General features: G+C 63.1%; 16 protein-coding genes. 10 read left to right on the top strand and 6 right to left on the bottom strand.

The genetic code is table 11. From position 1 onward, the window contains the following. Window positions 1-148: 148 nt before the first annotated feature. The 4 genes from TQ38_RS05105 (at window position 149) to TQ38_RS05090 (ending at window position 5257) form a co-directional block, all read left to right on the top strand. Window positions 149-1891: an ABC transporter transmembrane domain-containing protein gene (locus TQ38_RS05105; protein WP_043976745.1), complete on the top strand. Its 1743-nt coding sequence runs from the start codon at window positions 149-151 to the stop codon at window positions 1889-1891. Then, a complete protein-coding gene (locus TQ38_RS05100; RefSeq protein WP_043976744.1) occupies window positions 1875-2969 on the top strand; it encodes an efflux RND transporter periplasmic adaptor subunit in 1095 nt (364 codons plus the stop codon). The genes TQ38_RS05105 and TQ38_RS05100 overlap by 17 nt, the downstream gene beginning before the upstream one ends. Next, window positions 2959-4407 carry a TolC family protein gene (locus tag TQ38_RS05095; RefSeq protein WP_082057779.1) on the top strand — a complete coding sequence of 483 codons (1449 nt, stop codon included), beginning with the start codon at window positions 2959-2961 and terminating at the stop codon, window positions 4405-4407. The genes TQ38_RS05100 and TQ38_RS05095 overlap by 11 nt, the downstream gene beginning before the upstream one ends. Window positions 4408-4630: 223 nt before the next feature. Then, window positions 4631-5257 carry a carbonic anhydrase gene (locus TQ38_RS05090; protein ID WP_043976743.1) on the top strand — a complete coding sequence of 209 codons (627 nt, stop codon included), beginning with the start codon at window positions 4631-4633 and terminating at the stop codon, window positions 5255-5257. A 242-nt stretch (window positions 5258-5499) separates the two neighbouring features. Here the strand turns inward: TQ38_RS05090 and TQ38_RS05085 are convergent, their stop codons facing one another. From TQ38_RS05085 to TQ38_RS05070, 4 genes are all read right to left on the bottom strand, one after another. Then, window positions 5500-6543: a glycosyl hydrolase 53 family protein gene (locus tag TQ38_RS05085; RefSeq protein ID WP_205316073.1), complete on the bottom strand. Its 1044-nt coding sequence runs from the start codon at window positions 6541-6543 to the stop codon at window positions 5500-5502. Then, the gene (locus TQ38_RS05080) at window positions 6543-9212 is read right to left on the bottom strand and encodes a TonB-dependent receptor (RefSeq protein WP_240197961.1); all 2670 of its coding nucleotides are present in this window, start codon (window positions 9210-9212) and stop codon (window positions 6543-6545) included. Before TQ38_RS05080 ends, TQ38_RS05085 begins: the two co-directional genes overlap by 1 nt. A gap of 127 nt (window positions 9213-9339) precedes the next feature. Beyond that, window positions 9340-11841: a beta-galactosidase GalA gene (gene galA / locus TQ38_RS05075; RefSeq protein WP_240197960.1), complete on the bottom strand. Its 2502-nt coding sequence runs from the start codon at window positions 11839-11841 to the stop codon at window positions 9340-9342. Window positions 11842-11891: 50 nt separating this feature from the next. After that, window positions 11892-15116: a glycoside hydrolase family 2 TIM barrel-domain containing protein gene (locus TQ38_RS05070; protein WP_043976740.1), complete on the bottom strand. Its 3225-nt coding sequence runs from the start codon at window positions 15114-15116 to the stop codon at window positions 11892-11894. Window positions 15117-15538: 422 nt separating this feature from the next. Here TQ38_RS05070 and TQ38_RS05065 point away from each other — a divergent pair, with 422 nt between their 5' ends. The 3 genes from TQ38_RS05065 to TQ38_RS05050 all read left to right on the top strand — a co-directional run bounded on the left by TQ38_RS05065 (window position 15539) and on the right by TQ38_RS05050 (window position 20261). Beyond that, complete coding sequence (locus tag TQ38_RS05065) at window positions 15539-17353, top strand: IlvD/Edd family dehydratase (protein ID WP_043976896.1); 1815 nt, start codon at window positions 15539-15541, stop codon at window positions 17351-17353. Further along, on the top strand, window positions 17353-18210 hold the full coding sequence (locus tag TQ38_RS05060; protein WP_043976739.1) for an SMP-30/gluconolactonase/LRE family protein: 858 nt from the start codon (window positions 17353-17355) through the stop codon (window positions 18208-18210). The genes TQ38_RS05065 and TQ38_RS05060 overlap by 1 nt, the downstream gene beginning before the upstream one ends. Before the next feature lie 782 nt (window positions 18211-18992). Next, window positions 18993-20261, top strand: a complete 1269-nt coding sequence (locus TQ38_RS05050; RefSeq protein ID WP_043976738.1) for an MFS transporter — start codon at window positions 18993-18995, stop codon at window positions 20259-20261. A gap of 45 nt (window positions 20262-20306) precedes the next feature. On the opposite strand, the gene TQ38_RS05045 is transcribed toward TQ38_RS05050, so the two are convergent. Then, the gene (locus TQ38_RS05045; RefSeq protein WP_240197958.1) at window positions 20307-21830 is read right to left on the bottom strand and encodes a class I adenylate-forming enzyme family protein; all 1524 of its coding nucleotides are present in this window, start codon (window positions 21828-21830) and stop codon (window positions 20307-20309) included. Window positions 21831-22041: 211 nt separating this feature from the next. Here TQ38_RS05045 and TQ38_RS05040 point away from each other — a divergent pair, with 211 nt between their 5' ends. The 3 genes from TQ38_RS05040 to TQ38_RS05030 are packed head-to-tail and all read left to right on the top strand — an operon-like array spanning window position 22042 to window position 25067. Further along, window positions 22042-23256 carry a CaiB/BaiF CoA-transferase family protein gene (locus TQ38_RS05040; RefSeq protein ID WP_043976736.1) on the top strand — a complete coding sequence of 405 codons (1215 nt, stop codon included), beginning with the start codon at window positions 22042-22044 and terminating at the stop codon, window positions 23254-23256. Beyond that, on the top strand, window positions 23243-23986 hold the full coding sequence (locus TQ38_RS05035) for a dienelactone hydrolase family protein (RefSeq protein ID WP_043976735.1): 744 nt from the start codon (window positions 23243-23245) through the stop codon (window positions 23984-23986). Before TQ38_RS05040 ends, TQ38_RS05035 begins: the two co-directional genes overlap by 14 nt. A gap of 31 nt (window positions 23987-24017) precedes the next feature. Next, window positions 24018-25067, top strand: a complete 1050-nt coding sequence (locus TQ38_RS05030; RefSeq protein ID WP_043976734.1) for a phosphotransferase — start codon at window positions 24018-24020, stop codon at window positions 25065-25067. A 41-nt stretch (window positions 25068-25108) separates the two neighbouring features. Here TQ38_RS05030 and TQ38_RS05025 read toward each other — a convergent pair whose 3' ends face one another. Beyond that, the gene (locus TQ38_RS05025; RefSeq protein WP_052505822.1) at window positions 25109-26335 is read right to left on the bottom strand and encodes an amidohydrolase family protein; all 1227 of its coding nucleotides are present in this window, start codon (window positions 26333-26335) and stop codon (window positions 25109-25111) included. Window positions 26336-26434 lie beyond the last annotated feature (99 nt).

Genomic DNA, 26434 nt, shown 5'->3' with positions numbered 1-26434 from the left:
CCAATTTTACGTCCCCGTCTGTAGAGGCGCCCCCGCCGCGTTATCTCGCGAAATGCCGGGTGGTCTGAGGGCCCGGGTCCAGGCCCGCAGCTGCGTACGATCCCGCGCCCTTTCCGACGATTACGGGCGCGAAAAGGGATATTTACCGATGGCAGGCCATTCCCCCCAGCGGATAGACTGGGGCACATTCCTGGGTTGGGCACGCGACGTGCTGGCGCCCGACCGGCCCTTCATGACGATGGCGATGATCTACGGCGCCGCGATCGGCCTGCTGTCGCTGGCGACGCCCATCTCCGTGCAGATGCTGATCAATTCGGTGGCGAACACGGCGCTGCCGGTACCGCTGTTCACGTTGGCGGCGGTGCTGTTCGGTCTGCTGGCCTTGTGGTCGCTGCTCGGCGCGATGCGCACATACGTGATGGAAATCTTCCGCCGCCGCCTTTTCGCGCGTTCGGTGGCAGAGATCACCCTGCAGGCGGTCCATGCCCAGAACCCGTTCTTCCAGGACGAGCGCCGCAGCGACCTGTTCAACCGCTTCTTCGAGGTGGCGACCGTCCAGAAGGCGGTGCCCTCGCTGCTGATCGGCGGTTTCACGATTTTCTTCCAGGCGATGATCGGCTTCGTCGTCACCTCGTTCTACCACCCGGTATTCCTGGCATTTAACCTGCTGTTCGTGCTGGCGGTGTGGATCATCTGGAAGATCTGGGCGCGCAGCGCGATGGAAAGCGGCGTGGCGCTGAGCCACCGCAAGTACGAAACCGCGCACTGGCTGGAAAGCGTGGGCGCCTCCAACGGCTTCTACAAGTCGAGCCGCCACCTCGACTATGCGATGGACATGTCGGAGATGCGCACGGCCGCCTACGTCGATGCGCACCGCGAGCATTTCCGCGCAACCTTCCCGCAAAGCGTGGCGCTGCTGCTGCTCTATGCGCTGGCCAGCGCGGCGCTGCTGGCGCTGGGCGGATGGCTGGTCATTCGCGGACAGTTGTCGATCGGCCAGCTGGTCGCGGCGGAGCTGATCCTGTCGAGCGTGTTCTACGGCGCCGCGCAGCTCGGGCCCTACCTGGACACGTTCTACGACCTCGTCGCGGCGGTCGAGGAACTGTCGCTGTTCCATGCCATTCCGATCGAGGACATGGCCCCGCGCGGCGAAGGCGATGCCCGGCCGCGCGACGGCGGCCTGTCGCTGCGCCGGGTGGCGATCGCCGCCGGGGGCGATCGCGCGCGCTTCGACCTCGACATTCCCTCGGGCACCCATGCAGTGGCGGCGAGCGACCCGGGCATCGACAGGTTGCTCAGCCGCATGCTCAAGCGCCATTACCGCCCCGGCGAGGGCCTCGTCACCTTGGGCGGCGCCGACATCGTCGCGCTCAACATCTACCGCCTGCGCAGCGACGTTATAGTGCTCGACCGGCCAGACATCGTCGAGAGCACCATCCGCGACTACCTGCGCCTAGCCAATCCGCAGGCGGACCCGGCGCAGGTGCTGGATATACTGGACCTTGTGGGCCTGGGCGACCGGATCGTCAGCCTTAACGGCGGCATGGACTGCCTGCTGTCCTCCAGCGGCTGGCCGCTGACCCGCGCCGAAACGATGCGCCTCAAGCTGGCGGGCGCCCTGCTGGCCCGCCCGCGCGTGCTCATCCTCTCCGGCCTGTTCGACATGGTGCCGGTGGAGGAACTGCGCCCCGCGCTGCGGCAGCTGGACGACTGCGAGACAACGATAATCGTCTTCACCTGCCGCCCCGATGCTTTCGAGTTCGACCACATGCTCTGGCTTGGACAGGATTCCCAATTGCTCACACAGGACCGCGCAGCCTTCGCCGCCGCCCGCAATGCCGCGAAGGCACGGCACTCTGCAGAGGGAGGTTTTCATGCCCTTCCGCGATGACCATATCATCCACTTCAAGACCCTCCAGAGCCTGCGCCCGCCGCGCCCCGCGCGGGCGCTGGGCTGGATGCTCCTGACCGGGATGGCCATTACGGTCGCGTTCCTGTTGTTGGTGCCCTGGGTGCAGACCTCGACCGGCACCGGCTCGGTCATCGCGCTGGACCCGCGCGACCGCGTGCAGAACATCACCGCCCTCGTCCCCGGCCGGGCCGAGGAATGGTACGTGACCGACGGCGAACTGGTGAAAAAGGGCGACCGCATCGCCCGCATCGCCGACAACGACCCCAACCTGATCGCCCGCCTGCAGGCCGAGCGCGCACAAGTCGATGCCGAGATCGCCGCGACCCGCCAGGCGATGGGCGTCGCCCAGCGTGACGTCGGACGCATGCAGCAGCTCTACGGCGAAGGGCTGGCGCCGCGCCGCGATCTCGAACTCGCACAGATCAAGGTGGCGGATTATGGCGCCAAGGTTGCCAAGAGCCTGGCCGACCGCAACCGGCTGGATATCAACATCAACCGCCAGTCGGTGCAGATGATCCATGCCCCGCGCGACGGGCGCATCCTGCGCATCCTCGGCGGCGACAACGCCACGATGGTCAAGGAAGGCGACGTTATCGCCACGTTCGCGCCCGAACAGGCGGTTCGCGTAGTGGAACTCTACGTCGACGGCCGTGACGTGCCGCTGATCCATCCGGGCCGCCCGGTGCGGATGGAGTTCGAAGGCTGGCCCGCGATCCAGTTCAGCGGCTGGCCATCGGTGGCGGTCGGCATGTTCGACGGGCAAGTGCGCACGATCGACGTCTCGGCATCCGCCAACGGACTGTTTCGCGTGCTGGTCGAACAGAAACCCGGCGCGCGGCCTTGGCCGAAGGAGCCGTTCGTGCGCCTTGGCGCCAAGGTGCGCGGCTGGGTGATGATGGATACCGTGTCGAGCGGCTACGAACTCTGGCGCCTGCTCAACGACTTCCCGCTGCAGTATCCGGTCAGCGCCGTCGAGGCCGGGACATATGCGGGCAGCGTGACCGGCTCCGCCGCGAAGGACGGTTCGGCCGGGAAGGAAGGCGGTAATGCGAAATAAGCGCCTGTACGACCCGTTGTTTACGGGGCTGCTTACGGCCGGTCTCTGCATGATCGCTGTGCCCTCGGCGGCCCAGCAGATCGCACCCCTGCCCCGCCTCGCGCCGGTCGATGCGCCGGTGCTGCAGCTTGACGACCTGCTCGCCAATTCCGCCCGTCAGTCGCCCCAAATCATCGAGGCGCTGGCTCGCACCCGCACCGCCGACGCCCGGCGGCTGACGGCGGAAGGCGCCTTCGACACGGTCTTTTCCGCCGAGGGCGGATCACGGCTGGTCGGCTATTACGGCGGCACATACGCGGATGCCAAAGTCGCACGTCCGCTGGAGAACTGGGGCGGCCAGGTCTACGGCGGCTACCGCGCGTCGGTCGGCCGCTTCCCGATCTACGAGGACAAGAACTACACCAACCAGTTGGGCGAAATCCGCGCGGGCGCCGTCTTCGCGCTGCTGCGCGACCGGATGATCGACGACCGCCGGTTCGGCCGGGTGGCGGCGGATGCGGAGCACGCCGTCGCCGATGCCGAGCGGCAGATGGTGGTCATCGGCGTGCAGCGCAAAGCGCTCGACGCCTACCTGAACTGGGTGGCGAGCAGCGAGCGGCTCAAGGTCTATCGCCACCTGCTTGATCTGGCGCAGGAGCGGCAGCGCGGGCTACAGCGCGCATTCCAGGCCGGGCTGCGCCCGCGCATCGTCCTGACTGAGAACGACCAGATCGTGCTGCGTCGCCAGGCCATGGTAGTGCAGTCCGAACAGGCCATCGCCTCCGCCGCCAACGCCCTCTCGCTCTATTGGCGTGACGGCGATGGGAACCCTACGATCCCCCGCCGCGAGCAATTGCCTGCCTCGCTGCCGGAGCCGGTCCTTACAGCGATTCCGCAGGACGTGCAGCGGCCGGACCTGCTTGTCGCCGAACTGAAGACGCGGCTGGTGCAGGACCGCCTCGCACTCGACCGAAATGCCCTGCTGCCGCGCCTCGACCTCAACATGGAAATGGCCCGCGACATCGGCGACATCGGGCCCGGCGGCGCATCGCGCAGCGGCAATGACGTGCGTGTCGGCATCAAGTTTTCGGTCCCGTTCGAACAGCGCACCGCGCGGGGCAAGCTGATGCAGACACAGGCCGAACTCGACGCAAACCGCACCCGCGCGCGCTGGCTTGACGAGCAGATCCGCGCAGAAGTGAAGGGCATCGCCATCGCCTTCGACACCGCCAACCAGCTCATCGCCCTGTCAGCGCAGGAAAAAGAGCGCGCCGACACGATGGCCGTGGCCGAACGACGCCGGTTCGAGATGGGCGCCAGCGACCTGTTCCTCGTCAACACGCGGGAAGAAGCGGCGGCCAGCGTCGCCCTGAACCTGCTCGACGGCCGCCTCAAACGCCTCGTATCGAGCGCCGACCTGGCGGCGTCGTCGGGCAATGCGGCGGCACTGGGCATTTAGAGGCCTGAAGCTGACTTTGCTGGCATTGCAAGAACCCGCCGGTCATCGACCCGTGGCTTGCCGTGGCTCTTGGGAGAATACGGCGATAGCCGTGCCATCGGCTCGTCCGTCACCGTGCAGGGAACATGTCCGGAAATCATTCTTTACATCTCGGTAAAGCGCGGGTGTGCATCGCGGACCATATCCCGATGCAAACGCGGATGTAGCAATTTAGGAGAAATGAATGCCAAATTCGAATGATGGCCTCCCGGCGCAGCCGACGCCTCAGGAAGCGTTGAAGCGACTGGTCGATGGCAACGCATCTTTCGTTGCCGATCAGCCGTCCGAGCCTGATCTGTCGCGAGATCGGCGCCTTACCCTGGCGCAGGGCCAAGAACCCTTTGCGACGCTGGTGGGCTGCTCGGACTCGCGCGTAGGACCTGAGCAGCTCTTCGGCGCAGGGCTCGGAGAGTTGTTCATCGTGCGAACGGCAGGCAACAATGTCGACACCGCCGGAATGGGTTCGATCGAGTATTCGGTCGCAGTCCTGAAGGTGCCGCTTGTCGTTGTGCTGGGCCATGACAAATGCGGCGCCGTGGCCGCTGCTACCGATGTGGTCACAAAGGACACGCGGTTTCCGGGAAGCATCGGCCGAATGATCGAGCCGATCATTCCCGCTGTGCTGGCGGCTCGCCGCGAAGTGGGTGACGAAAATCTGGTGGATACAGCCGTAGAAGAAAACGTACGCCGCATGGTCGAGCGTCTGCAGACTTACGCAGAGCCGATGCTGCTCGAGCCGCAGGAACGCGGCGAGCTTCTGGTCGTAGGCGCGGTCTATGAACTTGCGACCGGGCGCGTGCGCTGGATCTAAGCCTGACAAAGGCTAAATGACGATTTGAATAAGCAGGCAGATTTTTAAAAAATCTGCCTGCTTTCGTTTGTGCACGGCGGCACCGCGCAACGTGCACGTACCGCCAACGCGAGAAAGCATAACCCAGATTTCTGTTTAGATGCGGCTACCTGACTCCTTTTCACGAGGAGTTCTTGTTGGCGCCCGATCCACGGTAGAAGGCGTTCAGAAATCTAGGGGTTACTCAACTCGAAACAAACCATTCAATGACGGAAGGCGTCCATTGCTGCCGTTAGCTGGTTAGCCTTGTTGGTGGAACCGAGGCGATAGCCGCTCCAGGTGGGGATGGTGCCCGGCTCCCAGTAGAAGACGCCGCGACCGTTCTCGCCCAGCGCCTTGTTACGCACGATGATGTCGCTCAGCATAGCGCGCCCTTCGGCGGGTTGATCGAACTGATAGCCGACTTCCACCAGCATAACAGGCTTACCGAAACGGCTGAGCAGATCATTCATCGTCACGCTGACTTTGGGCGATTCGACCCGCCAATTCTTGGAAGGCGTAAATTCCGGGTAGTAGGACAGGCCGATCACATCGACCTTGCCCTTATTTTTCGTGAACTCATCGAACCACCAACGCGCCTTGGCGGTATCCCAACCGTTGTCGATGTGAATGATGACTTCGGCGTTGGGGTAGATCTGCTTAACCACATCGTACCCGGCGTTAGTGAAGCGGGCGATGTTGTCGAACTTGTCGGTCTTCCCATCGGGCCAGAGCATGCCGTTTGTGATCTCGTTACCGACCTGTACCCAGGCCACATCAATGCCGTTGTCCTTGAGATAGGCCAGCGTATCACGAGTATGGTCGGCCGCCGCTTTGGTCAGCGCGGCGACATCGTAATCTTTCCAGGCGGCGGGTTTGAACTGCTTGCCCGGATCCGCCCAGTTATCGCTGTAATGGAAGTCGATCATGATCCGCATGCCATGATCGCGCGCGCGCTTTGCCTTGACCAGAACGTCCTCGCGCGTGCTCCACTTGTTCTCGGGATTGACCCAGACGCGCAGGCGCGCCGAATCGATGCCCTTGTCTTTCACGAGATCATAAAGGTCTGCGGGCTTCTTCTTCGCATCGCGGAACTTGAGCCCTGCCGCCTCCTGTTCCGTGACGGAACTGACATCTGCTCCATAAGCGAACTCGGAAGGCGACACAGACTGCCCCGCCGCGGTTTCACCCGCGAACGGCATGGCCGCAAGAATGAGAGCCACAGCGGCTACGACGGCATGACGTTCGATCTTCAGGAAACGGCGCATCAGAAGTTGTATCCCACACCTATGAGGACGCGACGACCGAACTTCTCGAAACGGCCTTGCAGGTTGCGATCCCCATAATAGGTTTCGAACGGTTCGTTGGTCAGATTGTTGGCCTGGAACAGCAGCTTTACACCTGCCAACCTGGAATCGGTGGGGAACTCGTAGCTAGTCTGGAAGTCCAGCACCGATTCAGGAGCGTTGAATAGAATGCGATCGGTATCGCCCAGTTCAGTAACGTAAGCCGAGCGGTAACGGAACGCGATGCGCGCCTCGAAGCCCGACTTGCTGTAGTACAGCGACGCGTTGCCGACGTGCTTCGACAGCCCCGGCAGCGGCGTCGCCCCAAGGGCGTTGTCGGCCTCGGACACGGTGATGTCGCTGGTCGTATAACTGTAGTTCATGTAGACGCCGAAGCCGTCGAAGGGTGCAGGCAAGAAGGTAAAAGCCTTCTGCAGCCCGACTTCGAAGCCCTTGATGGAGCCGCCACTGCCGTTTACCGGCTGCGTGAAAGCAACCGTCTGAGGATTGCCGTTCACGTCAGTCAATTGACGCTCGGTCACCTGCCGGGTGATGTACGTTCCCAGTTGCTTGTAGAATCCGGAGATGGTCAGCGCGCTGTCGCGATCGAAGTACCATTCGACGGTGGCATCAAGCTGTTTCGCGCGGAACGGTTCGAGCAGCGGGTTGCCGCCGTTCGCGGTTGGTGTGCCGAAATCGAAGAGACCGGAACCCGCGTTCAAGTCGTCAAGCGGAGGCCGTGCGATCGCCTGGCTGGCTGCGAAACGAACCTGGAGCTTGCTGGTCGGTTTAAGCGTCAGGTTCAGGCTCGGAAGCCAGTCGTAGAACTCGTTTTTCACGACGATCGGCGTAGTGACAACGCCGTTCGGGTCTTGGAATAGAGAAGTGCTGCGCGAATCAGTTTCGGTTCTGACCACGCGGAGACCGACGTTGCCGTTGAAAGGTACGCCGAAAATGGTCCCTTCAAGATCTACTTGGCCATAAAGTGCCGACGTCTTCTCTTTGACACGCCATGAACTGGTCTGATCGTAGACACTCTGCTGCGGATTAATTGGCCCGAACAGGCTCTCAACTGTGCGCACGATGTCGAGTGACTGGACCGCCGGCAGGTTGGCGAACTCGACCTTGAACCGGTATGGACCATTGATCAGCGACGGGTCCAGCACCTGTCGGTCGGCCAAAGCAATATCGCCGAACTGCGACATGGCGGTATAGGTCTTGGTCCGCTCGGTATGCCTCACGCCGAACTGCAGTGCGGCCAGCGGGCCTTCTCCGATCTCGCGCCGTACATCACCGGTGAGCGTCAGCAGATTGTCCTTGATGCGTGCTGCTGCACCATTGGGGATCTGGAAGCGGGCAACGCGCCAAAGCGACGGATCGGTCATGTCGCTGTTGATCGTCATCACCGGCACGCTGTCGTTACCCGACTGGAAGCTCGCGGTAGGACGGAAGCCGAACGGATCGGTCTGCAATGTCAGGTACTGCTGGTTTCGGGTGGTCGTCGAATAACCGACGTCACCCGTGATCTCCCAGCCATCGGAGGGGCGCCATGTAGCGTTCATACCGCCGGCGTAGAGATCGTCCTTGAAGAAGAAGTTCTCGTTCACGCCGCTGATGGTCTGGCCGAAATCCTGCTCACCCGTAATCGTCGCTCCGGTCACGTAGCCGTTGCGGGTGGTCACGTCCGTGATGTTATTGCCGAACGCAAGGCTGCCGACACGGAAGCCGCGCTGGGTTTCCTCGAACGAGACGTGGCTGTAAAGGAAGTCGCCGTTCAGCTCGAACTTGTCGCTTGGTTTCCACTGTACTGCTGCAACCGCACCGTGACGAATGTCGTCACCGCCGCGTTCCAGGGCTTCGTAGCCGTAAGGGATGTCGTCCTGCGCCGCACCGCCATGGCCCGGCGCGCCGGCACCGTCACCATCCAGATCGGCGAAGCTGTTGGTATAACGGAAAATGTTGGTGCGAACCGTCGCCACGGACTGGCGGCGGCCCGAGTAGCCAACGGCAAGGCCCAGGGTGTTGTCGAGCAACTGCGTCACGACCGAGGCGCTGGCGATGTACCCCCAGGGCGCGGTATCCTGAACATCCTTGGCCAGATCGCTGTAGATGGCGCGGGCGTTGAGGGCGACCTTGGTCTCGTCGTAGTCGAGCGGCCGGACCGTCTTGAGGTCGACCTGACCTGCGATCGCACCTTCTACCTGCGAACCGGTCGGCGTCTTGTACACCGACGCGCCGCTGATCAGTTCCGCCGGGAACTGTTCGTACCGAATGTTGCGGCTGCCTTCGGCCGACGCGATCTCGCGGCCATTGAGCAGCGTGTTGACGAGGTTCGGGCCCATGCCGCGAATGGAGATCTGTGTGCCGTTGCCACGATCGCGGTTGGTGGTGAGACCAGGAAGGCGAGCAAGCGCTTCAGCGATGGACGCCTCGGGCAACTTGCCGAGGTCTTCCGCAGCGAGTTCTTCGACAACCCGATTCGCGTTGCGCTTCGCAGCGATCGCCGTCCGAAGCGACTGGCGATAGCCGGAAACAATGATCTCTTCTGCCTGCGGTTCGCCGTCAGTTGACGACGAACCGGAGGTGGCACCCGATGCGTCCTGCCCGGTGGCGCCATCTTGCGCCAGTGCCGGACTGGCGAGCGCGATCATGCTCACTGCTGTGAGCGCCAAGAATTTAGTCCTCATGCATTCCTCCCCTGCTTCGCTCGGACTCGCTTGCGAGTCATCTTAGCGATTAATCATACAAAACGGTTACATAATATAATAGCGGAATTTGTTATCGCTGGAGCTGCAATCTGCGCGGCCGCAATTGCACCAGACCGCCTTCGAGATCGTCCGCTGCCGCCGTTATGCGAATGGCGCCCGCGCTGCGTCCGATCCGTACGATGGCCTGGGCGAGACCGGCAAAAGCATGCCGCTCACTGGCGAAGTCCGCTTCAAGGCTAGTGGGATCACCATTGCCGACGCCGATGATCTTTGCGTCGCCTTCGACGGTGAAGCGAATGAGGTTTGCCGCGTCAGGCACCGGACGTCCCTTGGCATCGAGCACTTCGGCGCGGATCATGACGACATCGCGCCCTGTCGCTTCGGGCATACGGCGGTCGCAGGTCAATTCGATGGTAGCCGGCTTGCCGACAGTCTCGCGCACGTCGATGGCGGCACGCTTGCCACCATTGTAGCCGCGCGCTTCCAGCTTGCCCGGAGCATAAGGCACATTCCACGCAAGATGCCGATTTCGCGGCATTTCCTTACACCCGAGCGAGCGTCCGTTGAGCAGCAGTTCAACCTCTGCGCAGTTGCCGTGGACCCAGACTTCCACAGGTTGCCCTTCCCGCCCCGGCCAGGTCCAGTGGGGCAGCAGGTGGACCATCGGCTGATCGGGGCGCCACCACGCGCGGTAGTAGTAGAAGTTGTCCTTGGGATAGCCGCAGGTATCCAGAACCCCGAAGTAGCTGGAGATGCTGGGCCACTCCGGATAGGGCGTAGGCTCGCCGCGATAATCGAAGCCGGTCCAGATGAACCCACCTGCGATATCCTCGCGCGAGGCGGCGATCGTCCACCATTCCTCTGCGGTGGAGGCCCACCAGGGATGCTCGGTATCGTAGGCGCGAACGACATGCTTGGCCGCGTCGTTCGCATAAGCACCACGCGTCGAGACAGTGCTTCCGGTCTCCGATCCATAAACCGGGACATTGGGGTGCTTCGCCTTGAAGTCGGGAATCTGATCCGTACGATAATTGTAGCCGACAACGTCCACGACCTTGGCCACGCCAATTTCCCAGCTGTTGTCGAAAGCGAAGGTCGTCGGACGGGTAGGATCGAGATCGCGCACCAGATCCTGCATGACCTGCGTGACGCGAGCGCCGCGCGCCGTCCCCTGCTGCGGCTCTTCGTTGCCGAGCGACCACGAGATGATGCTGGGGTGATTGCGGTCACGGCGCAGGATACGCGAAAGCTCGTCCATCGCCGCCGGATCGCTGCTGTTGCGGCGGGCTTCGACGATCATCATCATGCCCTTGGCATCGCAGAGATCGAGCAGCACCGTAGAGGGCGGATTGTGCGCGCTGCGCCAGGCGTTCGAGCCCATCTCCTGGAGCTGGTCGATACGCCATGCGTGGAGCGCGTCCGGGATGCCCGTGCCTACGCCCGCGTGGTCCTGATGATTGCAAGTGCCGAGCAGCTTCACCGGGCGCTCGTTGAGAAGGAAACCGCGCCTGCCGTCGAAACGGATTGTGCGGATGCCGAAGCTGGTTTCGTAGCGGTCGGCAAGGCGCCCCTCGACGATCAGTTCGGAGCGCAGACGGTAAAGGTGCGGCGTCTCCACCGACCAGAGCTGCGGCGCTGAGATGCGGGTCTGCGCCTTACTTTCCACGGTTTCGCCCGCCGGTACGGTGACGCGCGCTTCGGGAAGCGTGGCGGCGATCTTACCGTCAGGCCCAAGGATCTGCTGGCGAACTACGACCTCGGCAGGCTCCTTGCGCTCGTTGCGCAGTTCCAGCACGACGTCCGCCGAGGCGCCCTGCGCATCGGGAGTGGCGCGCACCACGCTACCCCACTGCGGGACATGTACCTTGTCTGCCCGGACCAGATCGACGTGGCGGTAAATGCCGGCGCCTTCGTAGAACCAGCCCTCCCCCAGCGATGCATCGACGCGGACGGCGATGACGTTGGGGCCGCCGTCATAGTCGAGGAAATCGCCGATAGGGACCGAAAACGGTGCATAGCCGCTCTCATTGCGGCCCGCGACGTAGCCGTTCACGAAGACGGTGCAGTCCCGGAACACGCCGTCGAATTCAATCCAGAGCAGTCGGTCGCGATCAGCGGCGGTTATCTTGATCGGGGTGCGATACCAGCCGACGCTGTTCTCGGGGAAATCGCGGCCAATGGCCTTGAACCCGTGCGCGGCGGATGCGTCCTCATCACCCTTCTTGGGCGCGGTCGTCGGCTTGGCGAAAGGCAGGGCAACGGCCCAGTCGTGCGGGACCATGACGGGCGCCCAGCCGCTGTCGTTGAAATCCGGCGCGGAGGCTTCGGCAGTCACGCCCGCCTTGGCGTAAGTGCGCTGGTTGCGCCCGAAACCGAAGTCCTTCTCGATCGAGTTCGCGTGGCCAAGGTGAAAGCGCCAGTCCGCCAGCCGTTCTACCAGACGCGGAGAGGCATCCGCCTCCGTGCCTGTAGCAGTGGCCGCGGCTGCTCGCGCTGCTCCGGCCAGTGCAGGGAGGCTGGAAGCCCCTACCAAGGTGCCCATAACGATCGCGTTACGTCGAGAAATCTGCAATTTCACTCTCCCGTCAAAGGACAAGCCCGGCCGCCGTGCTTGCGGCGGCGTTACTGAATGGTGGTGGCGGTTGCGGGGCTGGCCTTGTCAGGCGTGGTCCCCTCTCCCTCGAATGGCGACAGGCGGAAGCCGAAGCTCACGCGTTCCAGCCGGGTGCGGTACTTCATCTGCGGTTGACCGACGAAGTTCCAGCCGGTGTCGCCGCCCACTCCCCATTGAGCGGCATCGATCAGCAGCGTGCCGTCGCCGTGGGGAACAATGTCAGTGCTTTTCCATGTGCCCGGCGCGCGGCGGTAGAGGTCTTGGTAGGGGAAGGCCAGCGCGTTCATCATCAGCGGAGCGTCGCCCGTGACGCGCACGCCGCCGCCCTTGCCGGACAGTTCCATCCACCGCACGCCTACTTTGTTGCCGGTGTCCTGCGGACGCATGTAGTCGTGGTTCTGCGCCGCCAGCGCGCCGCGCCACAAGCCGAGCGCCGCGCTAGTCTTGCGGTCGACATAGCTTTCGTGGGGGCCGCGTCCGTACCACTCGACTGTGTCGAGCTTGGCAGGAATGGAATAGGCCAGACCGATGCGAACTGGCGCTGGCAGGTCGTCCTTGAGCGGCAGGAGCTGCGCGTTCACAGCCACCGTGCCGTCTCCGGACATGACGTAATCGGTCGTAAAGCTCGCCGCGCCTGCGCCGAGGGCATGTTCGACATGGATGACGCCGCTTCCGTCGGCCCGGCGCTCGGATGTCAGCGAACGGACCTGCCGCGCATCGCTCATCTGACGCCAGGGCTCCATCTGCGCGGCAGTGCCCGTCAGCGTGTCGTTGTCGGTCTCCGCTCGCCAGAAATGGGGTGCGCCGCCGGTCATCAGGATACGGCCGCCAGCGGTATAGCTGCGCACGAGGCCCGTCACGCGCTCGATGGTCAGGTTGGCGGTACCGGCGCGCAGGCTGACGACTTCCTTTTCCTGCACGAGCGCGACCTTGCCGCCCCGCTGCACCGTCGTCGCAGGCGCGCGGCCCATCGGAAACTGCTCCCAGCTTACGACGTATCCCTCGGGCACCAACGGAATGGAGTCCTTGCGGGCATGGGCGCGCACGAGCAGCACGTATTCCGCACCGGCCTTGCGGTCGAATTGCGGCATCGCGATCTGCACCGCGCCGGTCGCACGCGCAGCAACTGCCGGATCGGCAAAACGGCCCTGCGCGATGGCAACCCCGTCTTCCTGCACCACGTAATCGAACTCGAAGCCGGAAAGATCGCGGAAATCGTGCCGGTTGATCACCTGGACCGTACCTGCCGCAGAATCGAAGTTCGCGAACTGGATCGGCGCGAGCACCTTCTGAACTTCGTAGAGGTGCGGATTGGGCGTGCGGTCGGGCTGGTTCAGGCCATCGCCGAACTCGATATCGCCGCCCGGATTCGGACCATATTCGCCGCCGTCACCCCAATAGCGGCGACCGTCCTTCGTGTAGCGATACATGGACTGGTCCACCCAGTCCCAGATGAATCCGCCCTGCAGCTTGTCATGGCTGTAGATCGCGTCCCAGTATTCCTTGAGGTTACCGCCTGAATTGCCCTGAACGTGAAGATATTCGCACTGGATCATAGGCTGGCGGCGGGTGGTATCGTTGGCCCAGTCGATCATCTTTTCGACGTCGTCGTACATCGGCGCATAGATGTCGACGTAGGCGTTTGGCTGGTGCTCCCAGTCCAGTGTGCCCCAGCCAAGGTACGAAATCAGGCGCGACGGGTCTCGCTTGCGCACGGCAGCCGCCGCTTTCTCGAAGTTGGAGCCAATCCCTGCCTCGTTGCCGAGAGACCAGAAGATGATCGAGGGGTGGTTCTTGTCCCGCTCCACCATGTTGGACACGCGGCTGACGTGCGCGGTTTCCCATGCCGGATCGAAGCCGAGCTGGAATTGCGCCCGGCGTTCCGGATGCTTGTTCGCGTGGTCCATGTACGCGTGGCTTTCGATGTTCGCCTCGTCCATGACGTAAAGGCCGTACTCGTCCGCCAGCGCATACCAGAGCGGATCGTTTGGATAGTGTGAGGTGCGCACCGCATTGATGTTGTTTCGCTTCATCAATTCGATGTCGCGCCGCATAGATGCTTCAGAGATGACGTGGAACGTCTCGGGATCATGTTCGTGGCGGTTGACGCCGCGAATGCGGATCGGACGGCCGTTGACCATGACCTGTCCATCGCGGATCTCGACCGTGCGGAAACCGATCCGCTGCGACGTGGCCTGAACCACCTGCCCCTGCGCGTCCACCATCTCGATCAGCAGCGTGTAGAGGTTGGGTGTTTCCGCAGACCACTGCCGCACCGAAGGCACGGGGGCGGACAGCGAGACGGTGCGCGCCGCGCCTGCAGGAATGGCGGCTTCGCGCTTCAACACTTCGCGAGCGCCGTCGAGCAGCGTCAGCCGAGCCTTCATCGGCTTGGTGCGTGCATTGGCCGATACGTCCACCGCCAGCGTACCGTCGCGATAGGCGCGATCGAGACCAGCGTGGACGAAGAAGTCGCTCATGCGCTCACGCGGCGCGACCTTGAGGTAGACCGAACGCTCGATGCCCGAAACGCGCCAAAAGTCCTGGTCTTCCAAATAGGACCCGTCCGACCAGCGATGAATCTGGATGGCAACCGTATTGTTGCCCGGACGCAGGAGCTTCGTCACGTCGAACTCGGACGGCAGCTTGCTGTCTTCCGAATAGCCGGCCTCTACGCCGTTGACCCATACCTGATACGCCGATCCGGCCGCACCGATGTGCAGGATGACATCTCGCCCGTCCCACCCTGCCGGCACCGCGATGTCGCGGCGATAGGAGCCGACCGGATTGCGATCGTGGGGGATCAGCGGACGGTTTGCCGGGAAAGGATACGTGATGTTGTTGTAGCGGGCCTGATCGTAACCGTGCGCCTGCCAGTCCGACGGGACAGGAATGGTCTTCCACTCGGACACGTCATAGCCGGGCGCCTCGAAACCGACGGGAAGGTTCTCCGACGAAGGCGAGAAGGAAAAACGCCAGTCGCCATCGAGCGAGAGGTAATTGGAGGACCGGGCAAGATCGCCTGCCAGTGCCGCATCACGATTTTCGAACGGGAACTGCGTCGCGCTTGCAGGCAATTTGCCGCGTGCGACCACGGCGGGATTCTCCCAGTCGGGCCGCGATGAATCTATTTGAATCGGCTGGACCTGAGGCCCCTGTTCCTGCGCAGCAACTTCGGAAGCGAAGGCCAGCGCGCCCCAGGCCACGAGACCTCCAAGGATCTTGCCAGCCATAACTCTCTCTCCATCAGCTTACTGCACACAAGCACAGCATCGTATTTGTACGATAATTATGCTTAAATAAAATCACCTGAGAGCGCAAGTCCCAACAGCTTCATTTCTCCGACAAATTGCTCCCACCAGCTTCGACGAAGCGATCGGCCGCAAAAGCATGAAAAAAGAGCGGGACAACGTTAGTTGCCCCGCTCACGTTTCCGCAGGCTTGAGAGGAGGAAGCTGCTTGCGCACAGCCCGCCCGCGGAAAGCTCTTAGGAGATGCGCACCCCTACCTAACAACCAAGCATCATACAAGAACGATTAGTATGATAATATGGTTGTCGAGGCTCCTGAGTGGTGATAGCGGCGATTCCACAACAGTCCTGTCGCCCGGCCGAGTGCCCCAAAGCGGCAAGGAACTCCGAACACTGGAGGCCACAATTTCTTCAGCTCATGACGATTCTTCCGCAACGACCCAAAAGCTGCGTTCGCGCGCCTGGTTCGACGATCCCAGCCACCCGGACATGACCGCGCTCTATCTGGAGCGCTATCTGAACTACGGCCTCTCGATCGAGGAGATGCAGTCTGGCCGGCCGATCATCGGCATCGCCCAGTCGGGCAGCGACTTGGTGCCGTGCAACCGCCACCACCTCGTCCTGGCCGAGCGCATCAAGGCCGGCATCCGCGACGCGGGCGGCATTCCGATCGAGTTTCCCAGCCATCCACTGCAGGAAACCGGCAAGCGTCCCACTGCGGGGCTTGACCGCAACCTCGCTTATATCAGTTTGGTCGAGTTGCTTTACGGCTACCCGCTCGACGGCGTGGTTCTCACCATCGGCTGCGACAAGACGACGCCTTCGTCGCTGATGGCCGCCGCGACAGTGAACATCCCGGCGATCGCGCTCTCGGTCGGGCCGATGCTCAACGGTTGGTACGAGGGCAAGCGCACCGGCGCTGGCACCATCGTGTGGAAGGCGCGCGAGATGCTGGCCAAGGGAGAATTGGACTATCAAGGCTTCCTGAAGCTGGTGGCATCAGGATCGCCCTCCACCGGCTATTGCAACACGATGGGCACGGCGACGACGATGAACTCGCTGGCAGAGGCGCTGGGCATGTCCCTGCCCGGCTCGGCCGCGATCCCGGCGCCGTATCGCGACCGTCAGGAATGCGCCTGGGAAACCGGCCGCGCCATCGTCGAGATGGTGAAGGCGGACCGCAAGCCGTCCGACATTCTCACCCGTTCAGCCTTCCTCAACGCGATTCGCGTGAATTCGGCCATCGGCGGCTCCACCAATGCGCCGATCCACCTCAACGCCATCGCCCGCCATATCGGCGTGGAACTGACGCTGGAGGACTGGGAGCACACCGGCGCCGACGTGCCGCTGCTGGTGAACCTGCAGCCTGCGGGCGAGTATCTGGGCGAAGATTACTACCGCGCGGGCGGCGTTCCCGCCGTCATGGCCGAGCTTGACAAGGCGGGCCTGATCGACGGCACCGCGATGACCGCCAACGGCAAGACGGTGGCCGAGAACTTGGTCGGCGCACGTATCGTCGATACCGACGTGATCCGTCCGTTCGAGCGCCCGCTCAAGGAAGCTGCTGGCCTCACCGTGCTCAACGGCAACCTGTTCGAAGGCGCGGTGATGAAGCTCTCGGTCATCTCCGAGGAGTTCCGCGGCCGCTACCTTTCCGACCCCGAGAATCCCGATGCCTTCACAGGTCGCGTCGTCGTGTTCGACGGTCCCGAGGACTACCACGCGCGCATCGACGAACCGGAACTGGGCATCGACCAGAACACCATCCTCGTCATCCGCGGCGCGGGCCCGGTCGGCTATCCGGGCGGTGCGGAAGTCGTCAACATGCGTCCCCCCGTCGCACTGATCCGCGCGGGCATCCACGCCCTGCCCTGCATCGGCGACGGGCGTCAGTCAGGCACCAGCGGCAGCCCCTCGATCCTCAACGCTTCGCCCGAGGCGGCCGTTGGCGGCGGTCTCGCGCTGCTGCGCACAGGCGACCGGGTCCGGATCGACCTTGCCAATCGCAGCGCCGACATGCTGGTCGATGACGCCGAGATCGAGCGCCGCCGCGAGGAACTGGTCGAGATCGAGCGCCGTGTGAGCCCGGAATCGCAGACGCCGTGGCAGGAGATCCAGCGCAGCCTCGTCGGCCAGTTCGCCACCGGCGCGATCCTCGAGGGTTCGGAGAAATACCAGCGCATCGCGCAGACGCGCGGCCTGCCGAGGGACAGCCACTGATGGCCCCCGGGGGAAGCGTCGGGTTGATCGCCCGCGACCGCGTCGATACGCTGGGCGAGGGCCTGTTCTGGTCGGCGCGCGAGGGCAGGCTGTACTGGACCGACATTCTCGGACACCGCATCAACCGGCTGTCCCCCGCCACCGGGCAGGTCGAGAGCTGGGAGACGCCGGACGTCGTGGGCTGGATCATCGAGCGCGCCGAGGGGGGCTTCCTTGCAGGCATCGGCCGATCGATCGCACAAGTGGCGTTCGATCCCTTCACTATCGATATCCTGGCGCAAATCCCCGGCCAGACCGAGGCAACCCGCGTCAACGACGCCGCAGCCGACCCTCAGGGCCGTCTCTGGCTGGGTACGATGCCGTTCTCGTGTGACGTGCCGACCGGCGCGTTCTGGCGCTTCGACGGCACGGTGACCCGCGCCGACGCGGCGCCCTACACGATCCCCAACGGCCCGGCGATCGACCCCGACGGCCGCTTCCTGCTGCACACCGACAGCGCGATGGGCGTCATCTTCCGCTATCCGTTGGAGGACGGCATGCTGGGCGCACGGACGCCTTTCGTGGTGTTGGAGGACGATTGGGGTTCGCCCGACGGCATGACCTTCGATGCCGAGGGCTGCCTGTGGGTCGCCTGCTGGGGCGCATCGTGCGTCACTCGCTTCTCGCCTGAGGGCGTGCCGCTGCGCCGCATCGCGCTGCCCGCCAGCCAGATCAGCAATTGCGTGTTCGGCGGAGCGAACCTCGACCGGATGTACGTGACCAGCGCCGCCAACGGCGTCGAGGAAGAACACGGCGGCGCGCTGTTCGAAATCGATCCGGGCTGTCGCGGTGTACCGGCCTTTTTGTCCGGCAATTGACGACTGGGCTTGACCTTCGAACGATTGGTCAAGCCCATCAGTGCGGATTGGCGTGCAAAAGGAACCCTGTCAGCGGGGTGATCGTATCCAATAAGGGCCCGTCATTTCGATGGTTTAGGCGATCCGAACGCCCGAGGGTGCTTTTGACTATCGTCGATCGATCCCGCCGGTGCCGTACATCGGCGGCGCTTCGCCTGCCTGGACGAGTTGAGCGGTTGGCTGGGGGCCGAGTGTCTGCGCTGGGCCATGATCCACCTCGCACCCCGAGCAAAAGGAACTGACCGTACCGGGCTTTGGAGATGGAAGGCTCTGCCCTGCAGCCAGTGCTGGCTTCCTTCGATAGATTTCACGAGACACAGCTCCGACGCAAACTTGGTAGCGGCGATAAGGCCCATCGCCGCTTCTTAATTTTGAAGACAGAAGACGACGATGGGGAAGCCCCGTTTCGGCGATGAGTTCAAGCGTGATGCGGTGGCCCAGAACACTGAGTGTTGGTGTCCAGTAACGGAGGTTACTCAGCAGCTCGGCGTCAGTCAGCGCCGTATGCGTAGAATCGGTAACTGGCGCAGGTGATGTCTGGCGATGCCCGCCAAGATGCAGAAATCCGCCAGTCGAAGCGCGAGTTGGCCAGGCCGACCGAACGCAAGCTCGCAGCATGCAAGAATGAGGCTCGAGCCAAACAATGCGCCCCGCCGATGACTGTATTCGCGATATCGACATTTAGTTTACAATCGCGACGATTCGGGTTGATATGAAGTCAACAAAAACGGGAGAATGGGATAATGGCGGCATCCTTCGCGCCGGGATGGAGGCAGGTGGCCGTCGGCTTCATGCTTCTGGCGGCCACCGGCATGATAGCCTCGACTTATTCCATCATCGCCGTGCCGCTTGCCCGCGAATTCATGCCCAGTCGTACCGTGCTGATGCTGGCGATGACCGTGCTGTCGGGCACGAGCGCGGTACTGGCACCGCTGCTGGGCAACCTCATGGATCGTTTGCCGCTGCGCCGCCTGATGCTCGCAGGCGGGGTGAGCCTGGCACTGGGCTATACGGCGATCTCGCTGGCAACCTCCTTCACGCAGGTGCTCGTCATTTTCGGGGTGCTGGTCGCGCCGGCCAACGTGCTGATCGGTCCCGTGGCGATCACGGTGCTGCTGTCTCGCTGGTTCGCGCTCAAACGAGGCCGGGCAGTCGGTATCGCCATCGCCGGGATCTCGGCGGGCGGGTTCTTTTTCCCGATGATCATCCAGGCCCTGCTCGATGCACACCAGTGGCGCGAGGCGCTGCAACTGCTTGCCCTCGTGCTGCTGGCATGGACCATCCCGGTGACGATGCTGGTGATCGACCACCCCTCCGATCGCGGGCTCAATCCAGACGGAGCGGCCAAGCCGCTCCTGATGGCTCAGGACGAACTTGCCAAGGCGCCGATATCCGCGCGCGAAGTGCTGAGCGACCCTACGTTCTGGATACTCGCGATCACTGTCGGCATCGTCACGGCGGGGCTCAAGGGGACGATCACCAACCTCGCGCCGCTCGCCATCGACGCAGGGATAAAGGCGCGGGATGCGGCTTCGCTGATCTCGATCTATTCTGCCTGCGGCTTCATCGCCAAGCTCAACTTCGCGGCTCTTTCCGACCGGATGGGGCCGCGTACGCTCATGTATATTTCGTTGAGTGGCTTCGCGACCGGAATGGCCTGTCTGACGCAGGCGGCGCGCGGGTATTGGATGATCGCTTTCGGGATCGCGCTGGCCGGGTTGTTCGGGGGCCTCATGATCCCGGCTGAAAGCTATCTCGCGCCGAGGGTCTTCGGGCAGCGGGCGATAGGACGGGCGATGGGTCTGCTGTCAGGCACGATCCTGCTGGCGATGCTGGCGACACCGCCGATTTTCGGGCTGATCTTCGATGTGTTCGGCAGCTATAACGGGGTATTCTGGACGTTCGCGGGGCTGCCGATTCTGGCGACGGTCTGGGTGCGCTTCATCCGCCTTCATCCACGCGGAGAGTCGGCTCCGGCTAAGAACCGGGAACCGCGCCAGTCTCTACAGTAGACGGAAGACGGACATGGAGCAGCCCTGACGTAATCGGCACCAGCGTCAGGTGTCGGAAAACATCCTGGCCACGGCGGGCCTGTCGATCTTCATCGAGGGGTTTTTCGGAAGATCGTCCACTATGCGCCAGTGCACCGGGATGTGGGTGGCAGGTACGTGTTCGCGCAAATGCGCTTCCATCTCGGCAAGGGTCAGGGCCGAGGCCCCTGCTTTGCACTGGACTGCAACGGCAGGCACCTGGCCCAGCCGCGTATCGGCGATGCCCACCACGGCGGCGGCGCCGATCGCGGGATGTTCGAGCAGTGCCCGCTCGATCGTTTCAGGCAAAATCTTGAAGCCGCCGCGCATGATCGCTCCATCGGCCCGCCCTCGAATGAACAAGAACCCGTCGGAATCGATCATCGCGATGTCCGATGTCCTGATCCATTCCTGTTCGATACGGGGCGTGGACACCTCCAGCAGCCCTTCGCTACCAGCGGGCAGAGGCGAGCCCGTGGCCGGATCGACGACCTGCAGGCGTGCACCCGGCAGCGGCCGACCGACCGATCCGATCTTCATCCCGTCGAACTCACTGACCAGATCCAGTGTCATCGCCGCAACCGGCCCGCCGAATTCGGTCGCTCCGTAGGACATGAGAACGGGGATGCCGTAACGCGTTTCGAAGGCGCGCTGCACGGTAGGGTCGAGCGGTGCGGCACCGCTCGACATGGCCTTGAGCGACGAAAGATCCTCGCGCGGAATATCCGAGTCCAGAAGCATGCGAAAAGCCGATGGAGGAATGCCGCCAGCTGCCGGACGGTATCGCAGCACGAAATCATGCCACGCCTTCAATGTGAAACGGTCGAGCAGGATCACGGGCTGCCCCCGCAACATTGTCGGAAGCGTCGAGTAGATACCGGAGATATTGCCCAAGGGATAGAACAGGAGAAACGGCGGCCCAGCTTCGTCGCCATCCCGGCGCGCGGCCATCATGACATTGCTCATGTAATGGCGCTCCATCATCTCGAACGAGAGAGGAAAGCGCTTGGGCGGCCCGGTGGTGCCGCTGGTCAGCACTTCGATCTGCGGCATGTCATGCACTGCCGCATCAGCGATGCGTGATGTCTCATGGCCGGGAAGCGCAAGGGCTGTCATCGCATCCAGCACGATCCCGGCTATGCCATTCTTAGCCAGTGTGGAAGTCAGCGCATCCGAGACGTCCTGCGCGACCACGATGACCGCACCGGGCTTCAGCGTGCCAATATCGCGCGCGATGACGGTAGGGGACTGGAAAGCGTAGATCATCGTGATCGTGCGGCCAGCCGCGACCAGGCCGATGAGCGCCGCCACCATCTCGGGACGGCTGCGCGCCACCAGGCCGACCGCCGCATCAGGCGCGACACCCGCTACGTCGATCAAGGCCGTAACGCTGTCCGCAAGCCGGCGCACCGCGCCCCAGTCATGCCAGATTCCCTCAAACTCGATCGCCTTTCTGGCGGGATCACGCGCCAGAGCGTGCTTTGCCAGGTCCGGCAGCGACGTGACCGCCGCTGCCGTATCGGGAGCGTGATTTGTGACTTGGTTCGGCACCCTCATCTTCCTTCACCTTATGCGCGGTGTATCGTGTTCAAAATGCGCCTGCGCCGCCGCCGATATCGGCTGCGAAGACATTGCGACCTTGACGAATGAGTCATAGCGTGAAAAGTAATTCTGTATAGCGAATAATAGAACGCCGTGGTGATCACCGGAGGCGCGCGGGAATGCGCGCGAACCCCGGCCCAGCGGCGGAACAGGAGTGGTGATGGAAGGACCGTTAAGCGGTATCAAAATCGTCGAGGTTGCGATGTGGGCCTTCGTGCCCGCTGCTGGCGGCATGCTGTCGGACATGGGCGCGACAGTCATAAAAGTGGAACCGCCGACAGGCGATCCACTGCGCGGCCTGCGCGTGGGTGCATCGAAACCGGGCGACCAAGGGTTCATCCTGTCCTGGGAAAGCTACAACCGCGGCAAGCGCAGCATTACGCTCGATCTCCGCCAGAACGCCGGCAAAGAGGTACTCTATCGCCTGCTGGAAGACGCCGACGTCCTGCTGACCAACCTGCTGCCCCCGGCTCGGCGACGGATGGGCATTGCGGTCGAAGAAATCAGGGCGCGCTTTCCCGACATTATCTATGCCGTGGGCAGCAGTGTCGGTGCTCAAGGCCCGGAAGCGGACAAGGGCGGCTATGATGCCATTTCCTATTGGGCACGGGCGGGCATCGCCGCGTCGCTGAACACCGATGACGCTACCTATCCGTCGCAGCCGCCAGGTCCGGCGTTCGGGGACACGGTCGCCGCCGCGATTCTTGCGGGCGGTGTGGCAGCGGCCATCGCCCAGCGCCTCATGACCGGCCACGCATCGGTCGTCGATGTCTCGCTGCTGGCCACCGGCATGTGGCAGATGCAGCGGTCGATCAGCCAGGCGACGTTGGATGGAAGCAGCAAGGTGCCGCGCGTCGCCCGCGACCAGGTGAGCAATCCGCTGGTCAATTGCTACCGCACCGGCGACGATCGCTACGTCTCGCTGTGCATGCTCCAGAGCCAACGGTATTGGGCCCCCTTCTGCGACGCCGCAGGGTGCCCCGATCTGGCAGCGGACCCGCGTTTTGCGGATGAGGCCGGTCGAACCCGCCATATCGCCGCCTGCGTTGCCGAACTCGATGCTCTGTTCAGCCGGAAGACCCTCGCTCAGTGGCGTGAGATCCTGTCCCGGCAGGACGGGCAGTGGGACGTTGTGCAGGATGTCGAAGAACTGTGCCGGGATAACCAGGTCATTGCTAACCGCTACATCCAGCCCGTCGATTATGGAGACGGCCGGATCATGCCGATGGTCAGCACTCCGGTACAGTTCGATGGCAGTGCGCTGAGCGCGCACCCTGCCCCCACGCTGGGCGCGGACAGCGACGCCATATTGACGACGCTTGGCTACAGCGAAGACGATATCATCGACCTGAAGATCGCCGATGTCGTCTTCTGATCGCTTCGGCAGAAACGATCTCGCGCCGGTCGATTATACCCATGAAGGCGTCATGCTCACAGGGCGGCTGGCCCTGCCCGACGGTCCGGGCCCGCACCCCGCAATTCTGGTGATCCACGATGCGCGCGGGCTGGGCGATGGCACCGCCCGGCGCGCGCAGGCGCTAGCGGATGCCGGTTATGCGGTCCTGGCCGCCGACCTCTATGGCGAAGGCGCGTTCTTCGCCGATCCCAAGCAGGCGGGCCCTACCGTGGCACCGCTCATGCAGGATCCATCGCTCCTGCGGGCACGGGCGATCGCCGGTTTCGAAGCGCTATGCGGACTGGTCCAGGTGGATCGCGATCGTGTCGGCGCGGTCGGCTTCTGCCTGGGTGGCCGCTGCGTGTTGGAACTTGCGCGAAGCGGGGCCAGCCTGCGTGCGGGGGTTAGCCTTCACGGGCTGTTGACGACACATGCTCCCGCACAGCCAGACGCGGTAAAGGCAAAGCTGCTGATCCTGACCGGCGCCCGCGATCCTTACGCGCCGCCGCAAGACATCGACGCCGTGCGGCAGGAGATGACCGATGCCCGGGCCGATCATCATCTCACCGTCTACAGCGAAGGCTGGCACGGCTTTTCGGACGAGGAGGCGCACAGCATGAGCCATGTGCCCGGCGTCCGCTACGACCCGTTGCTCGATAGACTGTCATGGGCACAGACAACCGCCTTTCTCGAAGCGCTGCTGAAATAATATAGTGAGGAGACAGAGGATGCTGGGGAATATGGAACGGAGCGTCGAACGCGATCTTGCAGTGCCGGTCACATTGGCCGAGGCGCTGGACCCTTCGTGGTTGCAGGCAGCGCTTGCGCCGATTTCCGGCAATGCGCCGGTGATCTGGGTCGGCGATATCGACAATTTCGAAACGGTGGCTGCCAAGGTGCGCTTCGGCGTTCGCTTCGCCAACGATCCCGGCACCGTTCATCGTTTCTGCCTGAAAGCGATGTTGGGTTCCGACAACGCACAAATGGGCGGGGCGACGGCTGTGCGCGAAGCGGAATTCTACGCCCGCATCGCACCGCAGGTCTCGCTGCGGGTGCCGCGTACCCTCGCGGTGATCAACCGGGAAGGCAGCAGCGCGCTGCTTATCATGGAAGATCTGATCGATGCGGGTGCCCGCTTCTGCTCGGCGCTCGATCCTTTCACGCCCGCACTGACGGAACAGAGCCTCGACCAGATTGCGCGCCTGCATGCAGGTTCTGCGCTGCTGGCCGGTAACGACTGGATTCCGCTGCGCCTGGCCTATCTGGCGACCAGTCCGCATTTCGCAGCACCGGAGTTGCAGGCACTGATGGACGGCCCACGCTGCGCCCGGCTGAATGACCGCACCAGTAACGCCGCGTTGCTGCTGGACGGCATGAAGCAACTCGAACGCCGCTTTGCCGGTTCGCCGATGACCATCCTGCACGGCGATTGCCATGCGGGCAATTTCTACCTGACGGATGAAGGTCCGGGCCTAACCGACTGGCAATTGATCCAGCGCGGCAACTGGGCGCAGGACGTCGCCTATCATATCGCTGCCGTTCTTCCCGAAGAGATTGCGGCACGCGAGGAACGCGGCCTGTTGTCCCACTATCTCGATTGCGTGCGGGCGCATGGCGGCACCGTACCCGACGCGACACAGGCCTGGGACGATTACCGGGCCGCTCAGATCTACGGCTATTATCACTGGGCCATCACAAGATGGGTCGATCCGCAGATCGTCGACATCTTCGTCCAGCGGCTTGGTGCCGGGATCGAACGGCACGACACGTACGCGCTGCTGGGTCTGTAAGACAAGACGGAGCGGCAGACTGCTGCCGCTCCGTCATCGCTTCACCCGATCTGGTACACCCGCTTGGCACGGGCATAGACGATCTCGTCGATGTCGCTGTCCGGCACGCCGGCAAAGTCGCGCACGACGACCTGGTGCGATTCAGGCCACGAAGTTTCGGAATGGGGATAGTCGGACGACCACATGATGTTGCGTCCGCCTTTCCAGTCGCGCTGCAATATGCCGATCCTGTCCTGGATGAATGATCCGAAGACGTTCTGCTCCATGAAATAGCTCGGCGGCTCGGAGATCGGGCTATCGGTCCAGAAGCGCTGCCGTTCCCAGGTGCGGTCCATGTATTCGGCCGCCCAGGCGAACCAGCCGACGCCGCTTTCCACGGTCACGAAGCGCAACTTGGGGAAGCGCTGGAAGACGCCGCCGAAGATCAGCATTGCGATCGGCTCAGCCATCGACAGCTTGCTCATCAGCATGTCCGGAAGGAAATGGGCTTTCTCGCCAAATCGGGGGACCCGCGCGCCGAGGTGCACAGTCACGGTAAGGTCCAGTTCGCATACTTCGGCCCAGAAACGTTCGAACTCGGGATCGCGATAGGATCGCTCGCCGGTGGGGTTTCCGGTCAGCGCGGCCCCCTGCCCCGCGGAGATCGCTTTCACGGTCGACGATGTGCTGATGCCATCGGCGGATTGCGGAAATGCCGGAATGTTGACCGTGCGGAAGCCCAGCTTCGCGGCCTGCCGCATCAGGCCGATCGTCTCGTCGACGTCGCGCATCGGCAGGTAGGCCACGCCCTGAAGGCGCTTGCGATCAGCCCCGCAAAAATCCCAAAGCCAGCGATTATAGGTCTCGAAACTGGCAATATACAGTTCACTGTTTTTGGTTCCGAGCGGCCCGCCGCCGAACACGACCGCAGCTTCGATCCCGTCCTGGTCCATATCCGCCAGTCGCTGCTCGGGGAGCCAGGCCGCTCGCATTTCCGAGCGCTTGACGTTCATCTTGAAGTCCTTGCCCGCCTTTCCGGCCGTATTGTTCAACTGTTTGACGGGGCGTCGATTGCCTTCGAACACAATCCAGTCGTGCTCCTCGCCTTCTTCGACATAAGGCGCCTGGTCGCGCAGATGAGCCGGCAGATAATCCTTCCACATCTCATGAGGCGGATCGAGGTGCGCGTCGGCATCGATCAGCCGCCGTCCGGTGTTTCCGGGCACTGCCTGACCGTCAGCCGATTCCGGCTGGACGGGGGGGCTCTGGGTCAATTCGTTCAAGGCCATGTCATTCCTCTCCAATTTATGTGCTGTCAGCGTAGTTCGCTATTTCGACACTATATTCTAAAATAAGAATAGTCCGCAAGGACGGCTGGCTTGTCAAGC

This window comes from Novosphingobium sp. P6W (assembly GCF_000876675.2).
GTDB lineage: Bacteria > Pseudomonadota > Alphaproteobacteria > Sphingomonadales > Sphingomonadaceae > Novosphingobium.
This window is presented reverse-complemented; position numbering and strand designations above follow the sequence as displayed.

Excerpts from the sequence above, each read along its gene's own strand:
- TQ38_RS05105 (WP_043976745.1), top strand. The coding sequence starts at position 149 with ATGGCAGGCCATTCCCCCCAGCGGATAGACTGGGGCACATTCCTGGGT.
- TQ38_RS05100 (WP_043976744.1), top strand. The coding sequence starts at position 1,875 with ATGCCCTTCCGCGATGACCATATCATCCACTTCAAGACCCTCCAGAGC.
- TQ38_RS05095 (WP_082057779.1), top strand. The coding sequence starts at position 2,959 with ATGCGAAATAAGCGCCTGTACGACCCGTTGTTTACGGGGCTGCTTACG.
- TQ38_RS05090 (WP_043976743.1), top strand. The coding sequence starts at position 4,631 with ATGCCAAATTCGAATGATGGCCTCCCGGCGCAGCCGACGCCTCAGGAA.
- TQ38_RS05085 (WP_205316073.1), bottom strand. The coding sequence starts at position 6,543 with ATGCGCCGTTTCCTGAAGATCGAACGTCATGCCGTCGTAGCCGCTGTG.
- TQ38_RS05080 (WP_240197961.1), bottom strand. The coding sequence starts at position 9,212 with ATGATCGCGCTCGCCAGTCCGGCACTGGCGCAAGATGGCGCCACCGGG.
- TQ38_RS05070 (WP_043976740.1), bottom strand. The coding sequence starts at position 15,116 with ATGGCTGGCAAGATCCTTGGAGGTCTCGTGGCCTGGGGCGCGCTGGCC.
- TQ38_RS05060 (WP_043976739.1), top strand. The coding sequence starts at position 17,353 with ATGGCCCCCGGGGGAAGCGTCGGGTTGATCGCCCGCGACCGCGTCGAT.
- TQ38_RS05050 (WP_043976738.1), top strand. The coding sequence starts at position 18,993 with ATGGCGGCATCCTTCGCGCCGGGATGGAGGCAGGTGGCCGTCGGCTTC.
- TQ38_RS05040 (WP_043976736.1), top strand. The coding sequence starts at position 22,042 with ATGGAAGGACCGTTAAGCGGTATCAAAATCGTCGAGGTTGCGATGTGG.
- TQ38_RS05035 (WP_043976735.1), top strand. The coding sequence starts at position 23,243 with ATGTCGTCTTCTGATCGCTTCGGCAGAAACGATCTCGCGCCGGTCGAT.
- TQ38_RS05030 (WP_043976734.1), top strand. The coding sequence starts at position 24,018 with ATGGAACGGAGCGTCGAACGCGATCTTGCAGTGCCGGTCACATTGGCC.
- TQ38_RS05025 (WP_052505822.1), bottom strand. The coding sequence starts at position 26,335 with ATGGCCTTGAACGAATTGACCCAGAGCCCCCCCGTCCAGCCGGAATCG.